Here is an 18399-nt window from a genome sequence, read left to right as displayed (position 1 = left end):
TATACCAAGTTGTTCCAGTATTCAGCACACAGCAACGACTTTTACGTGTACCGTCACACTTTACACCTATTCCTTAACCAGTGCTCCACGATTTCGATTAGATCAAATTAATAAGAATGCCCAAACATTCACAAAATCGACAAATCATCGCTGAAACAAAACATATGAATATGCACATAGAAATACACATAAAAAAAGCCACCCGAAGGTGGCTTTTTCTTTATTCTTTGTCTTGCTCAGGCAAGTCTTTGACTGCCTCAGCGATCAGGCCAAACATATAGTTACCATAAGCATTAGTTTTGTCATAGTGGAAACGCAATCTTGGCGTAATACGTGTCTTGATACGACGACTCAACTCATGACGCAAGAAACCAGAAGCTTTATTTAATACGTCTAAAGTTTCTTTATTTGCTGCTTCACTTTGCTCATCACCAAGCTCACGTCCCATTACAGTGACATAAACTTCAGCATAACCCATGTCTGCACTGACTTTCACCGCGGAGATGGTCACATAACCACCTAAGCGTGGATCTTTCAGCTCCTGACGGATAAGCCCAGACAACTCACGTTGTACTGAATCTGCCATACGCTTCAGACGTTGACTACCCGCCATTAAAGACTCCGTTTCACAATTTGAACATCATACACTTCGATCTTGTCGAGTGGTTTGATGTCTTTATAACCTTTTACGGCAAGACCACATTCCATACCAGCACGAACTTCTTCAACCACATCTTTATAACGACGTAGAGATTCAAGTTCGCCTTGGAATACCACGACATCATCACGCAAGACACGAATTGGTTTGTTACGGTGAATTACACCTTCCATTACCATACAGCCCGCAGCTGCACCGAACTTGCTTGAACGGAACACTTCACGAACCTGTGCGATACCCAAGATGGTTTCACGATGTTCAGGTGCCAATTTACCGCTCATGGCATCTTTTACGTCATCGATCAATTCATAGATCACGCTGTAGTAACGAATATCGATACCGTCTTGATCAGCTTTCTGACGTGCAGTTGCATCAGCACGAACGTTAAAGCCAAGCAGTACCGCTTCAGAAGATTCTGCCAAAGTTACGTCTGATTCAGTAATTGCACCAACACCAGAGCTGATGATACGAACTCGTACTTCGTCCATTGACAATTCAGTCAATGCTGCATTCAAGGCTTCTAATGTACCGCGAACGTCAGTTTTAAGCACCACGTTAACAGTTGGTACATCTTTCTTGCCCATAGACGCCATGATATTTTCAAGACGCATTGCACTTTGACGTTCAATACGTTTTTGACGCTCACGGTCTGCGCGCGCATCAGCCACTTCACGTGCTTTTTTCTCATCGTTAACAACAAGAACTTCGTCACCTGCCATTGGCGCATCTGGAAGACCCAAGATTTCCACTGGAATAGAAGGACCTGCAGATTTGATTGGCTGACCATTTTCGTCTGACATGGCACGTACACGACCATAAGATGAACCTGCAAGAACCAAGTCACCTACATTCAATGTACCGTTTTGTACCAAGATTGAAGTCACTGCACCGCGACCTTTGTCAACACGTGCTTCAATGACAACACCTTGCGCAGCACCTTCTTCAGAGGCTTGAAGTTCTAGCATTTCAGCCTGAATCAGGATCAAGTCAAGAAGTTCATCAATACCTTGACCCGAATGTGCTGAAACCAATGCAACTGGAACGTCACCGCCCCATTGTTCAGGTACGATTTCTTTGGTGGTCAATTCATTCAATACGCGATCTGGATCAGCAGATTCTTTATCCATTTTGTTGATCGCAACAATAATTGGCGTACCTGCTGCACGAGCATGGTCAATCGCTTCTGCAGTTTGTGGCATAACACCATCATCTGCTGCAACAACCAATACCACGATATCAGTCGCTTTCGCACCACGTGAACGCATTGCAGTAAACGCTGCGTGTCCCGGAGTATCTAGGAAAGTAATAATACCTTTTTGTGTTTCCACATGGTAAGCACCAATGTGCTGAGTAATACCGCCTGCTTCGCCCGCAGCCACTTTTGAACGGCGAATACGGTCAAGCAATGAGGTTTTACCATGGTCAACGTGACCCATAATCGTCACAACAGGTGGACGAGTGCTGAGTTCACCACGTTTTTGCTCGGCCGCTTCAAGTAAGTTGTCTTCGGCCTGAGTATCCGACACAAGAATCGGGTTATGCCCCATTTCTTCAACAACAAGTGCAGCAGTATCTTGCTCAATCGATTGGTCTTGAGTTACTAATTCACCCATTTTCATGAGTGTTTTAATCACTTCGCGCACTTTTACAGCCATTTTCTGTGCAAGGTCAGCAACTACAACTGTTGAACCAATTTCAACATCATAGACTTGTTTTTTAACTGGTTTTTCAAAGCCGTGTTTATTTGACTGGCTCAATTTCAAACCGCGTTTATGATGTGCTTTCTGGAAGTTTTGTTCTTCCTGATTGCGTCCACCTTTCTTTTGGCTACGCGTATCTTTGGTATTGCCACCACGTTTAATTTCGCGGTCTTCTTTAGCAAACGAATCTTCATATGCCTGACCAACAAGACCAGCGGCAAGTGGAGCATCATCAATTACACGAATAGTTGTAGCTGCTTCGTCAGTTGAATACTTAGATGCCATTTTACGCATCTGTTCAAGTGTACGCTGTTGTGCTTCTTCTGCAGCTTTACGGCGTGCTGCTTCTTCGGTCGCTTTCAGCTGTGCAGCTTGAGCTTCACGTGCTTTTTTCTGTTCGAGTGTTTCTGCTGGTTTTGGTAATGGTTTCAATGTACCACCGCCACGCTTTTTCACCACAACCGCAGTTTTAGGGCTTTCCACAACTTTATCTTGCTTATGCGCAGCACGCATTGCTTCTAAAGTTGCTGTCGCGTTATTTTCAGGTTGGCGACGAGTTTCTTCTGCACGTGGTTGTGCATTTGCTTCAGCACGCGCTTTAGTTTCAGCTTCAAGCTTCGCTTTTGCTTCAGCTTTAATCTGTTCAGGATCAGGCTTGGTAAAAGTATGTTTTTTACGTACTTCTACATTGATAGTTTTCGCTTTACCTGAGGTACTTGCAACTTTTGCTGTACTGGTTGTTTTACGTTTCAACGTGATTTTTCCTGCATTACCACTGTCCTGCCCATGAACTTTCTTCAAATAGCTGACAAGGGTATCTTGCTGTTCTGTAGTAATGATATCGTCGGCACGACGCTGTGGCAGCCCGGCATCACGAACTTGTTCTAGAAGTTTTTCAACTGAACGCTCTACACTTTGCGCCAATTCTTTAATCGACTTGTCCGTCATTCACCACCTCCTAGTTAAACCATGATTCACGCGCTTTCATGATCAATTGACCTGCAGCTTCGGCATTTAACCCTTCGATATCAGAGATATCATCGGTGGCTTGATCTGCTAAATCATCAATCGTCACAATGCCACGACCGGCAAGTGCATAGGCAATCTCTTGTGTCATACCTTGCATATTTAATAATTCTTCACTTGGCTCTTGTACATTTTCTTGCTGTTTTAAAGCATCTGCCAAAGCAGCTTCTTTAGCACGTGATTGCAACAATGTAACTGTGTCTTCATCCAAATCGATTTCATCGAAAGTTTCTGCAGGCACATAAGCAATTTCTTCAAGTGAAGTAAAGCCCATTTCAACCAAAGCCATCGCTAGGCCTTCATCAATATCCAGACGGGTTACAAACATGTCTAGGTATTGCTGCGCTTCGTTTTGCTGACGCGCGCGGTATTCATCTTCAAGCATCATATCGAGCTTAAAGCCAGTCAATTCAGACGCTAAACGTACGTTTTGACCTTGCGAACCGATAGCACGTGCCAACTGGTCACTGGTTGCAAAAATAATATCCGCAGTTTTTGCATCTTCATCAATAACGATGCCTGATACATCAGCAGGTTCCAATGCGCTAGCAATATACTGTGCTGGATCATCTGACCACACCACAACATCAATACGCTCGCCATTCAATTCTGACTGAACTGCCTGAATACGCGTACCACGCATACCAATACATGCACCCACTGGGTCAATACGATGGTCGTTGGTTTTCACTGCAATTTTAGCACGGACTCCGGCTTGACGTGCAGCTGCTTTGATTTCAATAATTTCTTCAGAAATTTCTGGAATTTCTTTTTTCATTAAAGCAATCAGCATATCAGGATGTGAACGCGACAATAATAGCTGCGCACCGCGACCTTCACGATTCACTTCATAAAGAATCGCATTGACACGCTGTTTTGGACGCAAGATTTCCTTTGGAATCATTTGATCGCGTGCCAAATATGCTTCTGCGTTGTCACCTAAATCAATGATAAAGCCGTCTTTGGTTTGTTTTTTCACTTCACCATAAATCAACTCACCAACTTTAGCGGCATATGCATCAGCAATAAGCGCACGTTCAGCTTCACGAATTTTTTGCACAATCACTTGTTTCGCGATTTGGGCAGCAATACGACCAAATTCGATTGATTCAACTTCAAGCTCACGAATATCGCCAATTGACCATTTCGCTGGATCAACATCAGAAATTGCATCTTGGCAAGCAGGCATTTCATGATCTTCGTCTGCTACAACTTCCCATTGGCGGAAAGTGCGATAGTCACCTGTTTTACGGTCAATTTCAACGCGCAAACGTGCTTCTTCTGAATTTGTGCCTTCGTAGAATTTTTTCTTAGTCGCAGCAACAAGCGCTTGTTCAAGTGCTTCAAAGATGGCTTCGCGGCTTACACCTTTTTCATTACTGACCGTCTCTGCAACGGTAAGAATCTCACGACCCATAAGTCACCTATATCTCAGATTTTCTTAATAATTTAGTCTTGATAAACTAAGTTTGCTTTGTCGATATTATGACTATCGATTTCCAGTACCTGCTGTTTTTCCACTTCAACCTGAATGGTTTCCGCGTCTAAATCCACCGCAACCAGTTTTGCCTGAAATTTACGGCGATTATCAACAGCACTGATTAAACGCAAAGCCACTTGTTGCCCGATATAATCTTGCAGTTGTGCCAATTGAAAAAATGGACGATCCCAACCTGGTGAAGACACTTCAAGTGCATATTCACCTGAAATAGGATCATGAACATCCAGCATTGCACCGACCTGCTGGGTTACACGGATACAGTCTTCTACACCGACACCACGACCATGCTCAACTTCACCATCTTCATTGATGACAGGTTCTGCATTTTCATCGACTGGTTTATCAATATAGATGCGTAATAAAGAACGCTTACCTTGAGGTAGAAATTCAATTCCCCAAAGGTCAACGCCACAAGCATGAACTGCTGGTGCGATTAGATCTTGTAACGCTTGGGTTTTATTTGATAGTTTCATGTACTCTCGTCATTTTTGTGCAATACAACAATCGGTGAACCACCGATACAACCTTTAGTAGTGAAACACGGTTTTTTGACCAATTGATGTCGACACTACACGATCGCCAATAAAAAAGGGCGTTAATTCGCCCCATCTGTCACAACGAGCAAAGCCCATTGTGCAAAAAGGCCCACCTGTCTGTGAGCCTTCTCGAAAGAATCTTGGTAGCGGGAGCTGGATTTGAACCAACGACCTTCGGGTTATGAGCCCGACGAGCTACCAGACTGCTCCATCCCGCATTAACGATGCAATAGTTTAACTAAATTTAACTTTAGCTTCAATAAAGTTGCATACTTTATTGATTGGTAGCGGGAGCTGGATTTGAACCAACGACCTTCGGGTTATGAGCCCGACGAGCTACCAGACTGCTCCATCCCGCATCAACATAACTTACTTTCTGGTTTAAAGTAAGTTTTAACTATCAGTTTACAACCGATTGGCGCATTGTATAGAAGACCCTCCCTATACGCAAGCAATTTTGCACTTTTTTATTGCAATGTACTTCAACCTGACATTTTTTATGCAATATCAATCTTTAAGCTATACAGAATTCAATCACAAGAGCTAAAAGCAGATCAACAAATCCAACTTTGTAAGAAAATACTTACATTATTTTACGGTTTTTGCGTCTACTGTAATTTTATGCGGGCAATTAATATAGCGCCATCAGCAAATGGAAATGAACAAAGGATTTGTTCACACATGGATTGTATGCTGAGTTGTCAATGGAGAGACAAACAAAGGATGTAGTTAAACTGGACGTTTGACCAAGATATTCAACCCGAGCTTGCTCGGGTTTTATCTTTTTCGAGTTATTGCTTTCTCACCTATCAATTCATTCTATATAATTGCATGACTCTAATTTTAATTGTGCCAAGATGAATAATAATATTCTTATTATCACTCGAAATTTACCCCCTCTAGTCGGTGGTATGGAGCGTTTAAACTGGCATATTGCAGATGAGTTATCTAAACAAAATAAAGTGACTATTATTAGCCACTCAGCAGCAAAAAAATTAGCTCCTGAAAATGTAAAATTCTATAAAGCCCCTCTAAGCCCACTCCCTCTTTTCCTTATTCTTAGCTTTTTACGTGCTTTCTGGATTTGCATGACACAACCAACAGATACTTTATTTGCAGGAAGTGGGCTGACTGCCCCCATAGTCGTCATACTGGCTAAAGTTTTTAGAAAAAAAAGTATTGTTTATATACATGGTCTAGATATAGGTACAAACAACAAGATCTATAATCTGTGTTGGATTCCATTTATACGTCAGGCCGATCAGATAATTGCTAACAGTAGCCCAACATACCAACTCTGTATTCAAAAAAATATTTCAAAAGAAAAAATAAGCATTATTCACCCTGGTGTCTCTTATCCTCCAAAGCATAAAAATGAAAAGATCATTCAAACTCTTAGAGAAAAATACAACTTAAACGATAAACAAGTTTTGATTTCTGTAGGCCGACTGACCGAACGTAAAGGCATGAACGAGTTTATAGATCAATGCTTATCAAAAGTAGTGAAGGCTCTACCGAATACTGTTTTAATTATTATTGGTGACACTCCAAACCAATCACTGAATAAGAATTTGCAATCTAAAGAGCTGATTTTAACCACAGCAAAAAAACATAAGCTAACGAACAATATTATATTTACTGGCAACATTCGAGATGATGATGTACTGGCAAATTTTTACTATTTGGCAGATCTACACGTTTTTCCAGTAAAACATATTCCTCATGACCCTGAAGGTTTTGGCATGGTTGCTATAGAAGCCGCAGCACATGGCACACCGACCATTGCTTTTGCGACAGGTGGCATTGTTGATGCTGTTTCAAATGGGGAATCAGGATATTTAATTAATCACCAAAATTATGAAGACCTTTCACAGGCAATTATTGCTTCATTATTAAATCCAGTGTTAAAAAAACAGCAATGTATACACTATGCTGCTAATTTTTCATGGAAAAATATGGGGAATAAAATTAACAACTCTATTTTTTCCTAATCTTTCAGAGAGATTTTTATGATAAAAGTATCTGTTATTATTCCAAACTATAATCACCACAAATTCCTACATGCTCGTCTAGATAGCATCTTAAAGCAGACTTATCAAAATTTTGAGATTATTATTTTAGATGACTGCTCGACTGATGAAAGCAGAGATATAATCGAACTATATCGTAATCACCCTAAAGTTTCTCATATTATTTACAATACGAAAAATTCCGGTTCATCCTTTATTCAGTGGAATATGTAACTTAGAAACATTGTTATAAGAAAATACCTCTCAAACCATCTCTTATTCCCTTTAACAAAGCAATACTATATTGTCTTCGTGATTTTTTAATTAAATAAATAAGCCTTAATGAGAATAAGATATGCCCCAAAATTTCTTTTAATGCAAACAGTTTAGGAACTGAGGATATATTTAACAATAAAATAGCATTACGTATTTGAAAATATTTCCTAAAAGCTGAGTGAACTGACCGTGGAGATTTATTAATATTCAAATCATAATCACCTATTCGATGTTTCATAATAACATTATGTGCAACATAGCAGTGAAACCCCATACCTTTTGCTCGAAAGCACCATTCTATATCAACATAATCAATAAATAAATTATCACGCATAAATCCCACTTTTAATAAATCTTTAACACTTACTAATGAACCAGATGAAATAATAATAGTCGCCTCAACTGACTGTGAAATATTAGAAACATCTAGATGTTTTCTAAAACCCCAGAAATTTACATTTGTAATTTTATAAAAGTAATCATTATTTTCATTGTATAATCTAGGTCCTATAGCCAATATTTTTGAATCAATATTATTCTTAATATATAAAAATTCATTAAATAAATTACCTATAAATTTATTATCTATTTCACTATCTTGGTCAAAAAAAATAATATAATCCACCTCCTCACTCAAAAGATACTGAATTCCTATATTTTGTGCAGAAGCAATCCCCTTATTTTCATTTAATCTAATTAACTCATAATTATTAGTAACCAAGTTAAAACTTTTAGAGCCATTATCGACTATAACAATTTTTATATTTTGAAGTAATAACCTTGAAATAAGCCCACTCAAATTATCAACGTCTGGATTAAAAGTTACAATTATTGCACCAATTTTCATCATTTTAGCCCACTCCTTATACCTTTAAGCATCATATTCATTTGTTTTATTCTTTGACGGTTAAAAGTTAAATATACCATGAATGTAATTTTCATTTTTATTAACGCCCAAAATTTCCAAGTTAATGGAATATAGGGTAGCTTTAATAATTTGATTGTATTTCTAAATAAAAAATAATGACGTAGAGGTGATCGTAAAGGCCAAACTCGCCAGCCCAATAACCAGAATCTAAAACTATCTTCCCCCATACGATGATCAAAAATTGCTTGAGGGATTCCGTACAATTCATAACCAGCAGCCAAAAGACGAAATGACCATTCTGTATCAATATGATCAATAAAGAAATCTTCTCTTAAACCACCTAATCCTAAAAATACATGCAAGCGCATAAATGTTCCACTGCCATTAATATTGGTACATTGAATTGGCCTAGTTTCTTTTTCTAATGGATAGGATCTTTTCCACAGCCCATGCTTCATATAATGAAATCCATGCTGATGCTTAGTTTTAAAATCAATTAGCCTTGGGCCAACACATCCCACCTGTTTATTTTGGGCTTCTAATTGTAAAAAAGCAGTTCTCAATATATTTATTGCTTCTTTCTCAAAAACACTATCCTGATCTAATAATAATAGAAACTCTATATTCTGAAAATTTTTATTTATATAATATGCTCCCGTATTCAATGCTTTCGCCAACCCCTGATTTGATACATTTTTAATTAGCGTACAATTGTTTCTATACTGAATTAAGCTCTCTATCTGTTTTATTTCTTCTACTTTCGAACCATTATCGACAATCACCCACAGACACTCAGTAAGCTGATTCAATTGCTGCTCCAATAATATTAGATCAGGATGATATGTTACCGTAATTACAGAAATATTATTTTTATTCATAAATTTAAGTATTAGAAAGGTGAATTAAATGATAACAATCTCTTACTGCACTCTCTCGATGTGCAATAATCACCATCGTTTTTTCCCCGCTCAATCCTTGAATTGCCTCATTTACCGCCTGCTCTGTTTCTGTGTCTAAAGCACTAGTTGCTTCATCCATAAATAAGACTTGAGGATCTCTATATAAAGCCCGAGCGATCCCGATACGTTGACGCTGCCCACCAGAAAGCATCACCCCACGCTCACCCACAAAAGTATCATAACCATCTTTTAGGTTATTTACGATAAACTCATGAATTTGTGCTGCCTTTGCAGCTTTTATAACAGCATTCATGTCAATATTATGTTTTGGAACACCAAACGCAATATTTTGAGCGACGGTATCATCTGCTAAGTAAATAAATTGAGGAATATAGCCAACTAAGTTCTGCCACGAATGCACATTGGTTTTATTAATAATAATACTATCTACCAATAACTCGCCCTGCCGTGGTTCTAAGAGTCCGAGCAATATATCCATCAGTGTACTTTTACCCGAACCACTTTTTCCAATAATTCCAATACTACTCTTACAAGGAATAACAAGGCTAAAATTCTCTAATACGTTTTTATGTGGGTCACTTGGGTAAGCATAACTTACATTTCGCAGCTCAATATGATGTTTAAAGCTAAGTTGTGGGTAATGCTGCTTTTGATCTAATTGAGTAGGCAAGTACAAATCATCTAATATTTTATTGGCTGAATCTAAAGAAAAACGCATACTTGATATTGCACGATAAATATTTTGTGCTGCAGGCAACATGCGATATGCAGCAAAACCAAATAAGCCCAATGATGGCAATATTGTAGAAATATTTTGATTATTTAATACTAAGCCTATTGCTAAGCCAATAATTGCACAATACCCCATTGCTTCAACCAACAACAAGGGAACATTCCCCACGGTTTGATTGGCTGCTAAATGTCTTGCAAAAATTCGAGATTGTTCTTGGAAATGTTTTAAATACCCTTGATCTGCATGGTTAATTTTAACATCTTTGATACCGCCCAAGACTTCATTACAAGCTTTATAACGTTCACTATTCGCATAATGAAATTCCTGACCAATTCGACCTAAAAATTTTCTTACACCTAAATAAATTAAAACATATACCATTAAAAACAAGGTAAATGCAGTGATTGCTATATATGGATTATGTATAAATATTAACATAATCATAGCAAAAATAACTAGACCATAAGATATTATGATCATGATAGGCTGAATAATATTATCAACCAGCTGATCAATCTGTGAAAGGATGTTTTTTGTTAGTTCCGAACTATTTTTTTGAATAAAAAATTCATAATCTTGTTTTAAATATATCGAAAGTAATCGAGTCGATAAATAATGGCGCTGCAAACTTACAAAGCGACTTGTTCCATAAGAATGAATCACTTTAAAAATAGCTGACAGAATAATCAACGCCATTGAAACCAAGCCTAATTTAATAATAAAATTAGTATAAGATTTAGCATTTAAAAGCTCATAAAAATAATAAAACTTTTGATCATTTTGAATAATATTAGGACTAGAAAGAACGGCTAAAAACGGCATAATTGAAATTACACCAAGTGTTTCTAAAAATGCCATTAAAATAGTTAAAACAAGAACGATAACAAATTTTCTTTTTTCTAATTGAGTTAAAGTTTTCCACAAACGATAAATAATATCCAACATCTTAATTATTCGCTATCTTTATACATAAGGCTAGTAATCTGTTCTGAAATAAGTCCCATCAGAAAAACCATAATACTCCCCGTATATAATAGAGCACTCATATTAGTAAAGCGGCTATATTCATATAATGTATAACCATACCAACTTGTTGCCATCATAAACAATAAAATAGCAATAGGCAGAAACATTTTTAGAGGTGAATACAATGTAGCTATCTTAAAAATAATGAGTACAAAACGTGTACCGTCTCGTAATAAACGAATATGACTTTTACCAATACGTTTTGCTGCATGGATCGGAATATAGGTTACAGAGTACCCAGCACGAAAGAATGCCATAGTACTGGTTGTTGGGTAAGAAAAACCATTGGGTAATAGATATAAAAACTCACGAAACTTTTCAGCTCTCACAGCCCGAAAACCTGAGGTTAAATCTTCGACCTGATGTTCGGTCATATAAGTTGCAAGCTTATTATAAAAAGCATTGGCAAAACCACGTCCGAGGCTGGCTTGTGACCCTTTTTGACGAGCACCCACAACCAGATCATAACCTTGTTCTAATTTTTCAATAAATTTTGGAATATCTGCAGGGTCATGCTGACCATCCGCATCCATAAAAATAATGATCTCACCCTGAGCATGGCGAGCACCTGTTTTAATCGCAGCACCATTCCCTTTCGAATATGGATGTGAGATCACTTTTGCTCCCGCTTGTTCTGCGACTTGCAAAGTTTGATCCGACGATCCATCATTAACCACAATCACTTCATCAACAAGCTGTAGCGCCAAAATTTGCTCAATAGTTTGACCGATTGCACCAGCTTCATTTTTAGCAGGAAGAACAACACTAGTTTTTACCATTCATCATTGCTCTTTTAATTTTATTTGGCGCTTGCAAACAACTTTGTTCTAATGGCGATGTCGAATTCTCCGCCAAAGTGCATAGATCCTTTTGTACAAAATAAATTGCATTATCATATTGATGTTGCTGCAATAACCACTCTAATTTTAGATTAGCTAACCAAGGAGCATGAGAGAGCATCCACATCTGGTTAATTTGACGCTCTTGTTCAGAAATATTTTTCTCCGCTACTGCAATCATATACAAGTTATTATGTAGGCCGACATGATTGCCTGTGTTGATACCACCTTTTGGGCTTTGCAAGAACTTTTGATTGAGTTGTTTCAAGGTTTGCAAATCAACCAATTTACATTGCTTATTTTCTACCATATCAAATAAACTCGATAAAGTTGAAGGCAAACCTGCAACAGAGCGGAGTGGTCGATTGTATTGCAACAGATATTGGCGTGCACTTTGTACACTACTATTTAGATTCATTGAACAAGCTATCACCATCTGTTGCACATAAGAATTCAAACAATCAGGGCAATTCTTAGTATTTTCTTTGACAAACATCAGTGCATCAGGTTTATTACCATCTGCCAAAAGTTTGAGTGCCAAATGTTCAGTGGCTCGCATCGAACCTTTTTGATTGTATTGCCAAGCATAAGCAGCATAGTGCTGATTACCCCATGTTTTTGTCACTAAATAACAGCAACCTGCTAAAATAACTAAATATCCTGAAAGCAATGTTGCCATAAAAATTTGAGATTTTTTACCGTGAATCGTGGTAACTAAATATACGACACAAAAACACACAGCAAACGTGGCAACATAGTTACGATGCTCATAATATAATTCGAGCGGAACAATCGTTGACTCTAAAATATGTGCTGTTAAAAACCATAAAATAGCAAAACTAAAAACAGTAAACTTATGTCTAAAAACCACAGCTAAAATGACTAAGGCCAACCAGAACACCGCACTCAAACTGCTATAAAATGTTGCAAATAGAGAACTATTGGTTGGATAATTATCGTGAAAAGGATTATAAGAAAAAATGTCAGGAATAAATAGTAAACGTAAATAATCTAATAAAATTTGAGGTTCAGTAGAAATACGCTCGATAAATGTATATGGACGGTCTACATATGCATTTGCAATATGAGGCAGTAAACTCCCCAAATAAGCCAAAATAATAAAATAACATCCACCCAATACAACTAAACGTAATTTTCGTCCATGTTGATATTCTGTTTGATGTTTAAATAAAGTAATTTCTGCCACAAATAAAAATAAAGGCAATAACATGCCGTTTTCTTTGGTAAACATTGCAAGTAGGCTAAAAATAGCAATAACTACATAAACAACCCATTGCCCTCTCTTTAGATGCTGAGCCTGATAATCCAGCGCATACAAATAAGCCAATACGCCTGAAAAAACAAAAGTTGCTGACAGACTTGCCATCCTCTGAACAGCAATAAGAGAGGTCGAAACATTTAAAGGTAAAACAAGCCAAAAAAAACTGGTAAATAGCGCAAATAAAGCCTGATATTTTGACTGTGGCTTAACAAGTTTAAATAATTTCAAGCTTAAGAAATAGATGATTAATCCATTCAACAAGTGAATAATTGTATTAATTCTAAAAAAATTTTGCGGATAATCAGGCCAATCTCCCACATTAAGTAAAAAACTCAACATGGCAACGGGTCGACCGAGAGGTCCTGAAGTTTCATTAGTGATATATTGCAATCCTGTTTGAAAATCATGTACCTGTTGCAAATTTCCTAATGGGCGAAAGTCATCAAAATAAAAAGCTCCTGTAAACCCTTGACTATAAATCCAATACACCACCCCAGTTAAAACTAAAAAAATACTCAATATTAATTTATTATTTTGCAAGGCTTGCATATAGCAGATTCCTCTGAAATGAATGCCGTCAGTATATAATGCCAAAAAGTTACTGCAATTAAAAAAGAGTGCCGAAGCACTCTTTTTTATGTTAACCAATAATTAGCTAACTGTACCGCCAACTGGGCAACCAACTGGAGCATATTTACTATCAGCATCTGTAGTACAAGTCCAAGTACCAGAAGCTGTACGGTTCCACTGAACTTTCTTATTGTTTAACGTAGAAGAAGCGCCACCATTAGTAGCATCAAATTGACCTTCAATAGCACCAGTTGTTGATAATGCGGTTCCAGCATTTGTTGGTGCAGATGTTTTAACAGCTACGCTCGCTGGAATTAATAATTTTTGAATGTTAGAACCTGTCCAACCAATCTGACATGTGTTAGTCGCTGTTTGACCATTATTTAAACAGTCTTCATAAGCAGTTTTCAATGCGCCCAATTCAGCTACGGCACGAGTGACTTGAGATTTAGCAATGTAGCTTTGATATGCAGGAATCGCTATCGCAGCCAAAATACCAATAATCGCAACAACGATCATCAATTCAATTAAAGTAAAACCCTTTTGAGCGTTCATCAACATTCTCCGGAAATCATGGAAGTTATTTTGTTTGTATAATTTACTTATACAATTTGTTTGTGCACTAATCATAGCACAGACTATGCCAATTTTTTAATAGCTTTGATTTTAAAAGGTTTAATTTTTTTATTTTATTTTTAAGCATTCAAATCTAACATTTCCGCAACATACATAAGACAAAAAGTGACATTTTTTGTCAGTTAATACCTTATTTTCTTATGCTTTGATTAAAATCAAACCAAAATATAAAAAATCACAACAAAATAGGCTCATCTCCCAATTCATTCACGTTTGTCACAACAGGTTGCTGAGCATAAAAATATTGTAAAATTTTCCCGATCTGCTGGACTCCAATTTGTATGGCTTTCAAATATTGCTCATGTTGAATCAGCTCAATCATTTGATTACAAATCTGATTCCACATTTCCTGAGAAGCAGCTTGCTGTAACCCACGATCAAAAAGCAATTCGATCCGCCGCTCACATAAATTCAAGTACAAGAGTACACCACTATTCAATGCAGTATCCCAAACACCTAGCTCAGCAAATAATTGACATGCTCGACTATAAGTCGTGTACCGATAAGCCAAATGACTGGGCAACTTAGTCTCAATCACCACCTGAATTTCTCCGCTATGCCCTAGCTCTGCCTGCTGTACCATACGGGTAATTTGCGCACGATCCTTCACAGAAAAATACTCAGAACGCATTGAGACATAAAAAAGATGTTTCAACCAACGTCTGAGGCTTCGCGAGGCAGGCAAAGATCTCTCCGAGGTTACAATATGAGCTGTTCGCTTGAGTTGTATTACCATGAACCCGATGCTCCTCCACCACCAAAACCACCGCCACCACCTCGGTAACGCCCACCACCTTGTGGGCCTGTCCCACCTGCTGCCATGGACAATCCCAACTGGAAAATAAGCTGTGCCAGAGAAGTAATGAGTAGAAAAAATACAATTACTCCAGCTGCTAAGCTCATTAAAATCCCCACGCTCGCAACCCAACCTGCAATAACGGTTGCAACTGCAGCCAACACTGCACTGATCCCATCTCCAACAATCAATGATGCCACTACGCCCACAATAAGAATCACCACAACATAAGATAGCATTTTTGTATAGGATTGCTGTTTAAGCAGTGCTTCTGCATGCTGTTGCTTTAACTGGTTTGCGGCTTGCTTCGCAAGTTCTGGGTCTTGATTTAAAATTTGAATAATCTCATCCAACCCCGCCTGAATACCTTTTGCATATTGTTGCTGTTTAAATAGTGGCGTCATTTGCTCGCGGATAATTCGACTCAGCACAACATCGGGTAGAACACCTTCCAAACCATAACCTGTCAGAATTTGTATATGATGATCATTGATCGCGACCACCATCAGTAAACCATTGTCTTGCTGGCTTCGCCCCAATTTCCACTGTTCAGCAACACGCATGGCGTAATCAAAAATGTCCTGCTGCCCCGTTGTTGGAACAATCAAAATGCCTATTTGCGCTTTCTGCTGCTGATATACCGTCAAAATTTTTTGGGTTAAGGCTTGCTGCTCTGTAGCTGTCAATACGTGAGCCTGATCAATTACAGGCTGATCCAGTACAGGTAAGGCAATTGTACTGACTTCAGATGCAGCAGAATTATCGGCCCAAAGGAGCTGGCTACTCCAACATATAAGCATCCATAAACACAATATGCGGCTGATCTGCAACATCGTAACCACCTTCTCAATCAGAATGAAACTGTTGGTACTTTATCTGCCCCTGTTTCAGCACTAAAGTTAGGGCGCGTTTTCATGCCGATCACTTTTGCTGTTAATGATTGTGGGAACTGGCGTACATACGTATTGTAATCCTGCACAGTTGAAATATAGCGTTTACGCGCGACTGCTATGCGATTTTCAGTTCCTTCGAGTTGCGCCTGTAAATCTAAAAATTGCTGATTGGCTTTTAAATCAGGATAGTTTTCTGAGACTGCAATTAAACGTGAAAGCGCTGAACCAAGTTGAGCTTGCGCCTGTTGGAATTTTTGAAAAGCGACTGGGTCTTGTAAGGTTTGCGCATCGATTTTTAAACTGGCCACACTGGCACGTGCTTGTGTGACTTGAACTAAAACGTCTTTTTCATGCGTGGCATAACCTTTCACCACATTGACCAGATTTGGCACAAGATCGGCACGACGCTGATACTGATTTTCAACTTCTGACCATGCCGCATTGACCGCCTCATCTTTGGCCTGCAAGCTGTTATAACCACAGCCTGAAACCAATAGTGTTGTGGTAAGTAAGATGGTCAGTACCATTCGTTTGATTAAGCTCATATGTGATATCCGTATTATTGTTATTTGATATTTTCAATTTATTGTATGTGATTATTTTATCGGCAGCTACTTTTTTATAGATACAAAAAACCCCAATCGAAATTGGGGTTTTGATGATATTCAGATTTGATGCTGATTAAACATCAAGATAATCCAGAATACCTTCTGCTGCCTGACGACCTTCCCAAATCGCAGTCACGACAAGGTCAGAACCACGCACCATATCACCACCTGCAAAGATTTTCGGGTTTGAAGTCTGGAATTTGAATTCCTGCTGTTCAACAGCAACCACACGACCTGAACCATCCATCGAAATATTTACATCATCAAACCAGTCAGCTGGGCTTGGGCGGAAACCAAATGCCAACAGAACTGCATCTGCAGGTAGAATTTCTTCTGAACCAGGTACTGGTTCTGGGCTGCGGCGACCGCGGCTATCAGGCTCACCTAATTGCGTTGTCACAACTTTAATGCCTGTTACTTTTCCATTTTCACCAACAACTTCAATTGGTTGACGGTTAAATAGGAAGTTTACACCTTCTTCGCGCGCATTGTTCACTTCACGACGCGAACCTGGCATGTTCGCTTCATCACGACGGTATGCACAAGTGACTTCGGCTGCACCTTGACGAATCGAAGTACGGTTACAGTCCATCGCGGTGTCACCACCACCCAGTACGATAACTTTCTTGCCTTCCATACTGATGTATTCAGCCGCATCTTTTTCCCAGCCTTGGCAACGGTTAACGTTAGCAATTAGGAAATCAAGCGCATCATGCACACCTTCAAGGTCTTCACCAGGGAAACCACCTTTCATATAAGTGTAGGTTCCCATGCCCATGAACACAGCATCGTATTCTTCAAGTAATTGATCAATCGTAACATCTTTACCGATTTCGGTATTTAAGCGGAAATCAACGCCCATGCCGTGGAAAATTTCACGACGACGTTTCATTACATCTTTTTCCATTTTGAATTCTGGAATACCAAAAGTCAGCAAACCACCAATTTCAGGGCGCTTGTCAAATACAACAGGTTTTACACCATTGCGCACTAAAATGTCCGCACAGCCTAAACCTGCTGGTCCTGCACCAATAATGGCAACTTTTTTGTCAGTCCATTTCACACTGGACATATCTGGACGCCAGCCCAAAGCAAAGGCGGTATCATTGATATATTTTTCAGCGTTACCAATGGTCACTGCGCCAAAACCGTCATTGAGGGTACATGCTCCTTCACACAAACGGTCTTGTGGGCAAACACGACCACAAACTTCTGGCAAAGTATTGGTTTGATGACACAATTCCGCCGCTTGGAAAATACGACCTTCAGAAATCAGCTTTAACCAGTTCGGAATATAGTTATGCACTGGGCATTTCCATTCACAGTACGGGTTACCACAACCTAAACAACGGTGTGTTTGGTTTTGGGCAACTTCCGCAGTAAATGGCTTATAAATTTCCACAAACTCTGCTTTGCGGACAGTAATATCTTTTTTCTCTGGATCTTGGCGTGCTACATCCAGAAATTGAAAGTCATTATTTAGGCGCTCTGCCATTGTTCTCTCCGTGGGCAAGTGTGAATA

16 protein-coding genes and 2 tRNA genes are annotated in these 18399 nt (G+C 38.8%); 2 read left to right on the top strand and 16 right to left on the bottom strand.

Annotation, left to right across the window (positions count from 1 at the left end):
* Positions 1–220: 220 nt before the first annotated feature.
* From P255_RS00865 to P255_RS00840, 6 genes are all read right to left on the bottom strand, one after another.
* Entirely contained in the window at positions 221–613 is a 393-nt protein-coding gene (locus P255_RS00865) for a ribosome-binding factor A (protein ID WP_004899056.1), read from the bottom strand.
* The gene (infB, locus tag P255_RS00860) at positions 613–3306 is read right to left on the bottom strand and encodes a translation initiation factor IF-2 (RefSeq protein ID WP_004899053.1); all 2694 of its coding nucleotides are present in this window, start codon (positions 3304–3306) and stop codon (positions 613–615) included. Before infB ends, P255_RS00865 begins: the two co-directional genes overlap by 1 nt.
* Before the next feature lie 10 nt (positions 3307–3316).
* Positions 3317–4801 carry a transcription termination factor NusA gene (gene nusA, locus P255_RS00855; protein WP_004899051.1) on the bottom strand — a complete coding sequence of 495 codons (1485 nt, stop codon included), beginning with the start codon at positions 4799–4801 and terminating at the stop codon, positions 3317–3319.
* Positions 4802–4833: 32 nt separating this feature from the next.
* Entirely contained in the window at positions 4834–5358 is a 525-nt protein-coding gene (gene rimP / locus P255_RS00850) for a ribosome maturation factor RimP (protein ID WP_004899050.1), read from the bottom strand.
* Positions 5359–5562: 204 nt separating this feature from the next.
* Positions 5563–5639 (bottom strand) — tRNA-Met (locus P255_RS00845).
* A 64-nt stretch (positions 5640–5703) separates the two neighbouring features.
* Positions 5704–5780, bottom strand: a tRNA-Met gene (locus P255_RS00840).
* 498 nt (positions 5781–6278) lie between these two features.
* Here P255_RS00840 and P255_RS00835 point away from each other — a divergent pair.
* Together P255_RS00835 and P255_RS15125 are read left to right on the top strand one after the other, a co-directional pair.
* Entirely contained in the window at positions 6279–7412 is a 1134-nt protein-coding gene (locus P255_RS00835; protein ID WP_004899047.1) for a glycosyltransferase family 4 protein, read from the top strand.
* A gap of 18 nt (positions 7413–7430) precedes the next feature.
* Positions 7431–7664: a glycosyltransferase family 2 protein gene (locus P255_RS15125; RefSeq protein WP_004899046.1), complete on the top strand. Its 234-nt coding sequence runs from the start codon at positions 7431–7433 to the stop codon at positions 7662–7664.
* A gap of 13 nt (positions 7665–7677) precedes the next feature.
* Here the strand turns inward: P255_RS15125 and P255_RS00830 are convergent, their stop codons facing one another.
* The 10 genes from P255_RS00830 to P255_RS00785 form a co-directional block, all read right to left on the bottom strand.
* On the bottom strand, positions 7678–8556 hold the full coding sequence (locus tag P255_RS00830; RefSeq protein WP_004899044.1) for a glycosyltransferase family 2 protein: 879 nt from the start codon (positions 8554–8556) through the stop codon (positions 7678–7680).
* Complete coding sequence (locus P255_RS00825; RefSeq protein ID WP_004899042.1) at positions 8553–9452, bottom strand: rhamnosyltransferase; 900 nt, start codon at positions 9450–9452, stop codon at positions 8553–8555. The genes P255_RS00830 and P255_RS00825 overlap by 4 nt, the downstream gene beginning before the upstream one ends.
* A 4-nt stretch (positions 9453–9456) precedes the next feature.
* Complete coding sequence (locus tag P255_RS00820; RefSeq protein ID WP_004899040.1) at positions 9457–11172, bottom strand: ABC transporter ATP-binding protein; 1716 nt, start codon at positions 11170–11172, stop codon at positions 9457–9459.
* A gap of 5 nt (positions 11173–11177) precedes the next feature.
* Positions 11178–12032: a glycosyltransferase family 2 protein gene (locus tag P255_RS00815; RefSeq protein WP_004899038.1), complete on the bottom strand. Its 855-nt coding sequence runs from the start codon at positions 12030–12032 to the stop codon at positions 11178–11180.
* Positions 12019–13923: a hypothetical protein gene (locus P255_RS00810; protein WP_004899036.1), complete on the bottom strand. Its 1905-nt coding sequence runs from the start codon at positions 13921–13923 to the stop codon at positions 12019–12021. Before P255_RS00810 ends, P255_RS00815 begins: the two co-directional genes overlap by 14 nt.
* Before the next feature lie 102 nt (positions 13924–14025).
* The gene (locus P255_RS00805; protein WP_004899035.1) at positions 14026–14499 is read right to left on the bottom strand and encodes a pilin; all 474 of its coding nucleotides are present in this window, start codon (positions 14497–14499) and stop codon (positions 14026–14028) included.
* Positions 14500–14755: 256 nt separating this feature from the next.
* The gene (locus P255_RS00800) at positions 14756–15316 is read right to left on the bottom strand and encodes a TPM domain-containing protein (RefSeq protein WP_004899033.1); all 561 of its coding nucleotides are present in this window, start codon (positions 15314–15316) and stop codon (positions 14756–14758) included.
* The gene (locus P255_RS00795; protein ID WP_004899031.1) at positions 15310–16209 is read right to left on the bottom strand and encodes a TPM domain-containing protein; all 900 of its coding nucleotides are present in this window, start codon (positions 16207–16209) and stop codon (positions 15310–15312) included. The genes P255_RS00800 and P255_RS00795 overlap by 7 nt, the downstream gene beginning before the upstream one ends.
* A 17-nt stretch (positions 16210–16226) precedes the next feature.
* Positions 16227–16814, bottom strand: a complete 588-nt coding sequence (locus tag P255_RS00790) for a LemA family protein (protein WP_004899030.1) — start codon at positions 16812–16814, stop codon at positions 16227–16229.
* 136 nt (positions 16815–16950) lie between these two features.
* Entirely contained in the window at positions 16951–18372 is a 1422-nt protein-coding gene (locus P255_RS00785; RefSeq protein WP_004899027.1) for an FAD-dependent oxidoreductase, read from the bottom strand.
* Between the last annotated feature and the right edge of the window lie 27 nt (positions 18373–18399).

It is taken from the genome of Acinetobacter brisouii CIP 110357, from assembly GCF_000488275.1.
In the GTDB taxonomy this organism is placed as follows: domain Bacteria; phylum Pseudomonadota; class Gammaproteobacteria; order Pseudomonadales; family Moraxellaceae; genus Acinetobacter; species Acinetobacter brisouii.
This window is presented reverse-complemented; position numbering and strand designations above follow the sequence as displayed.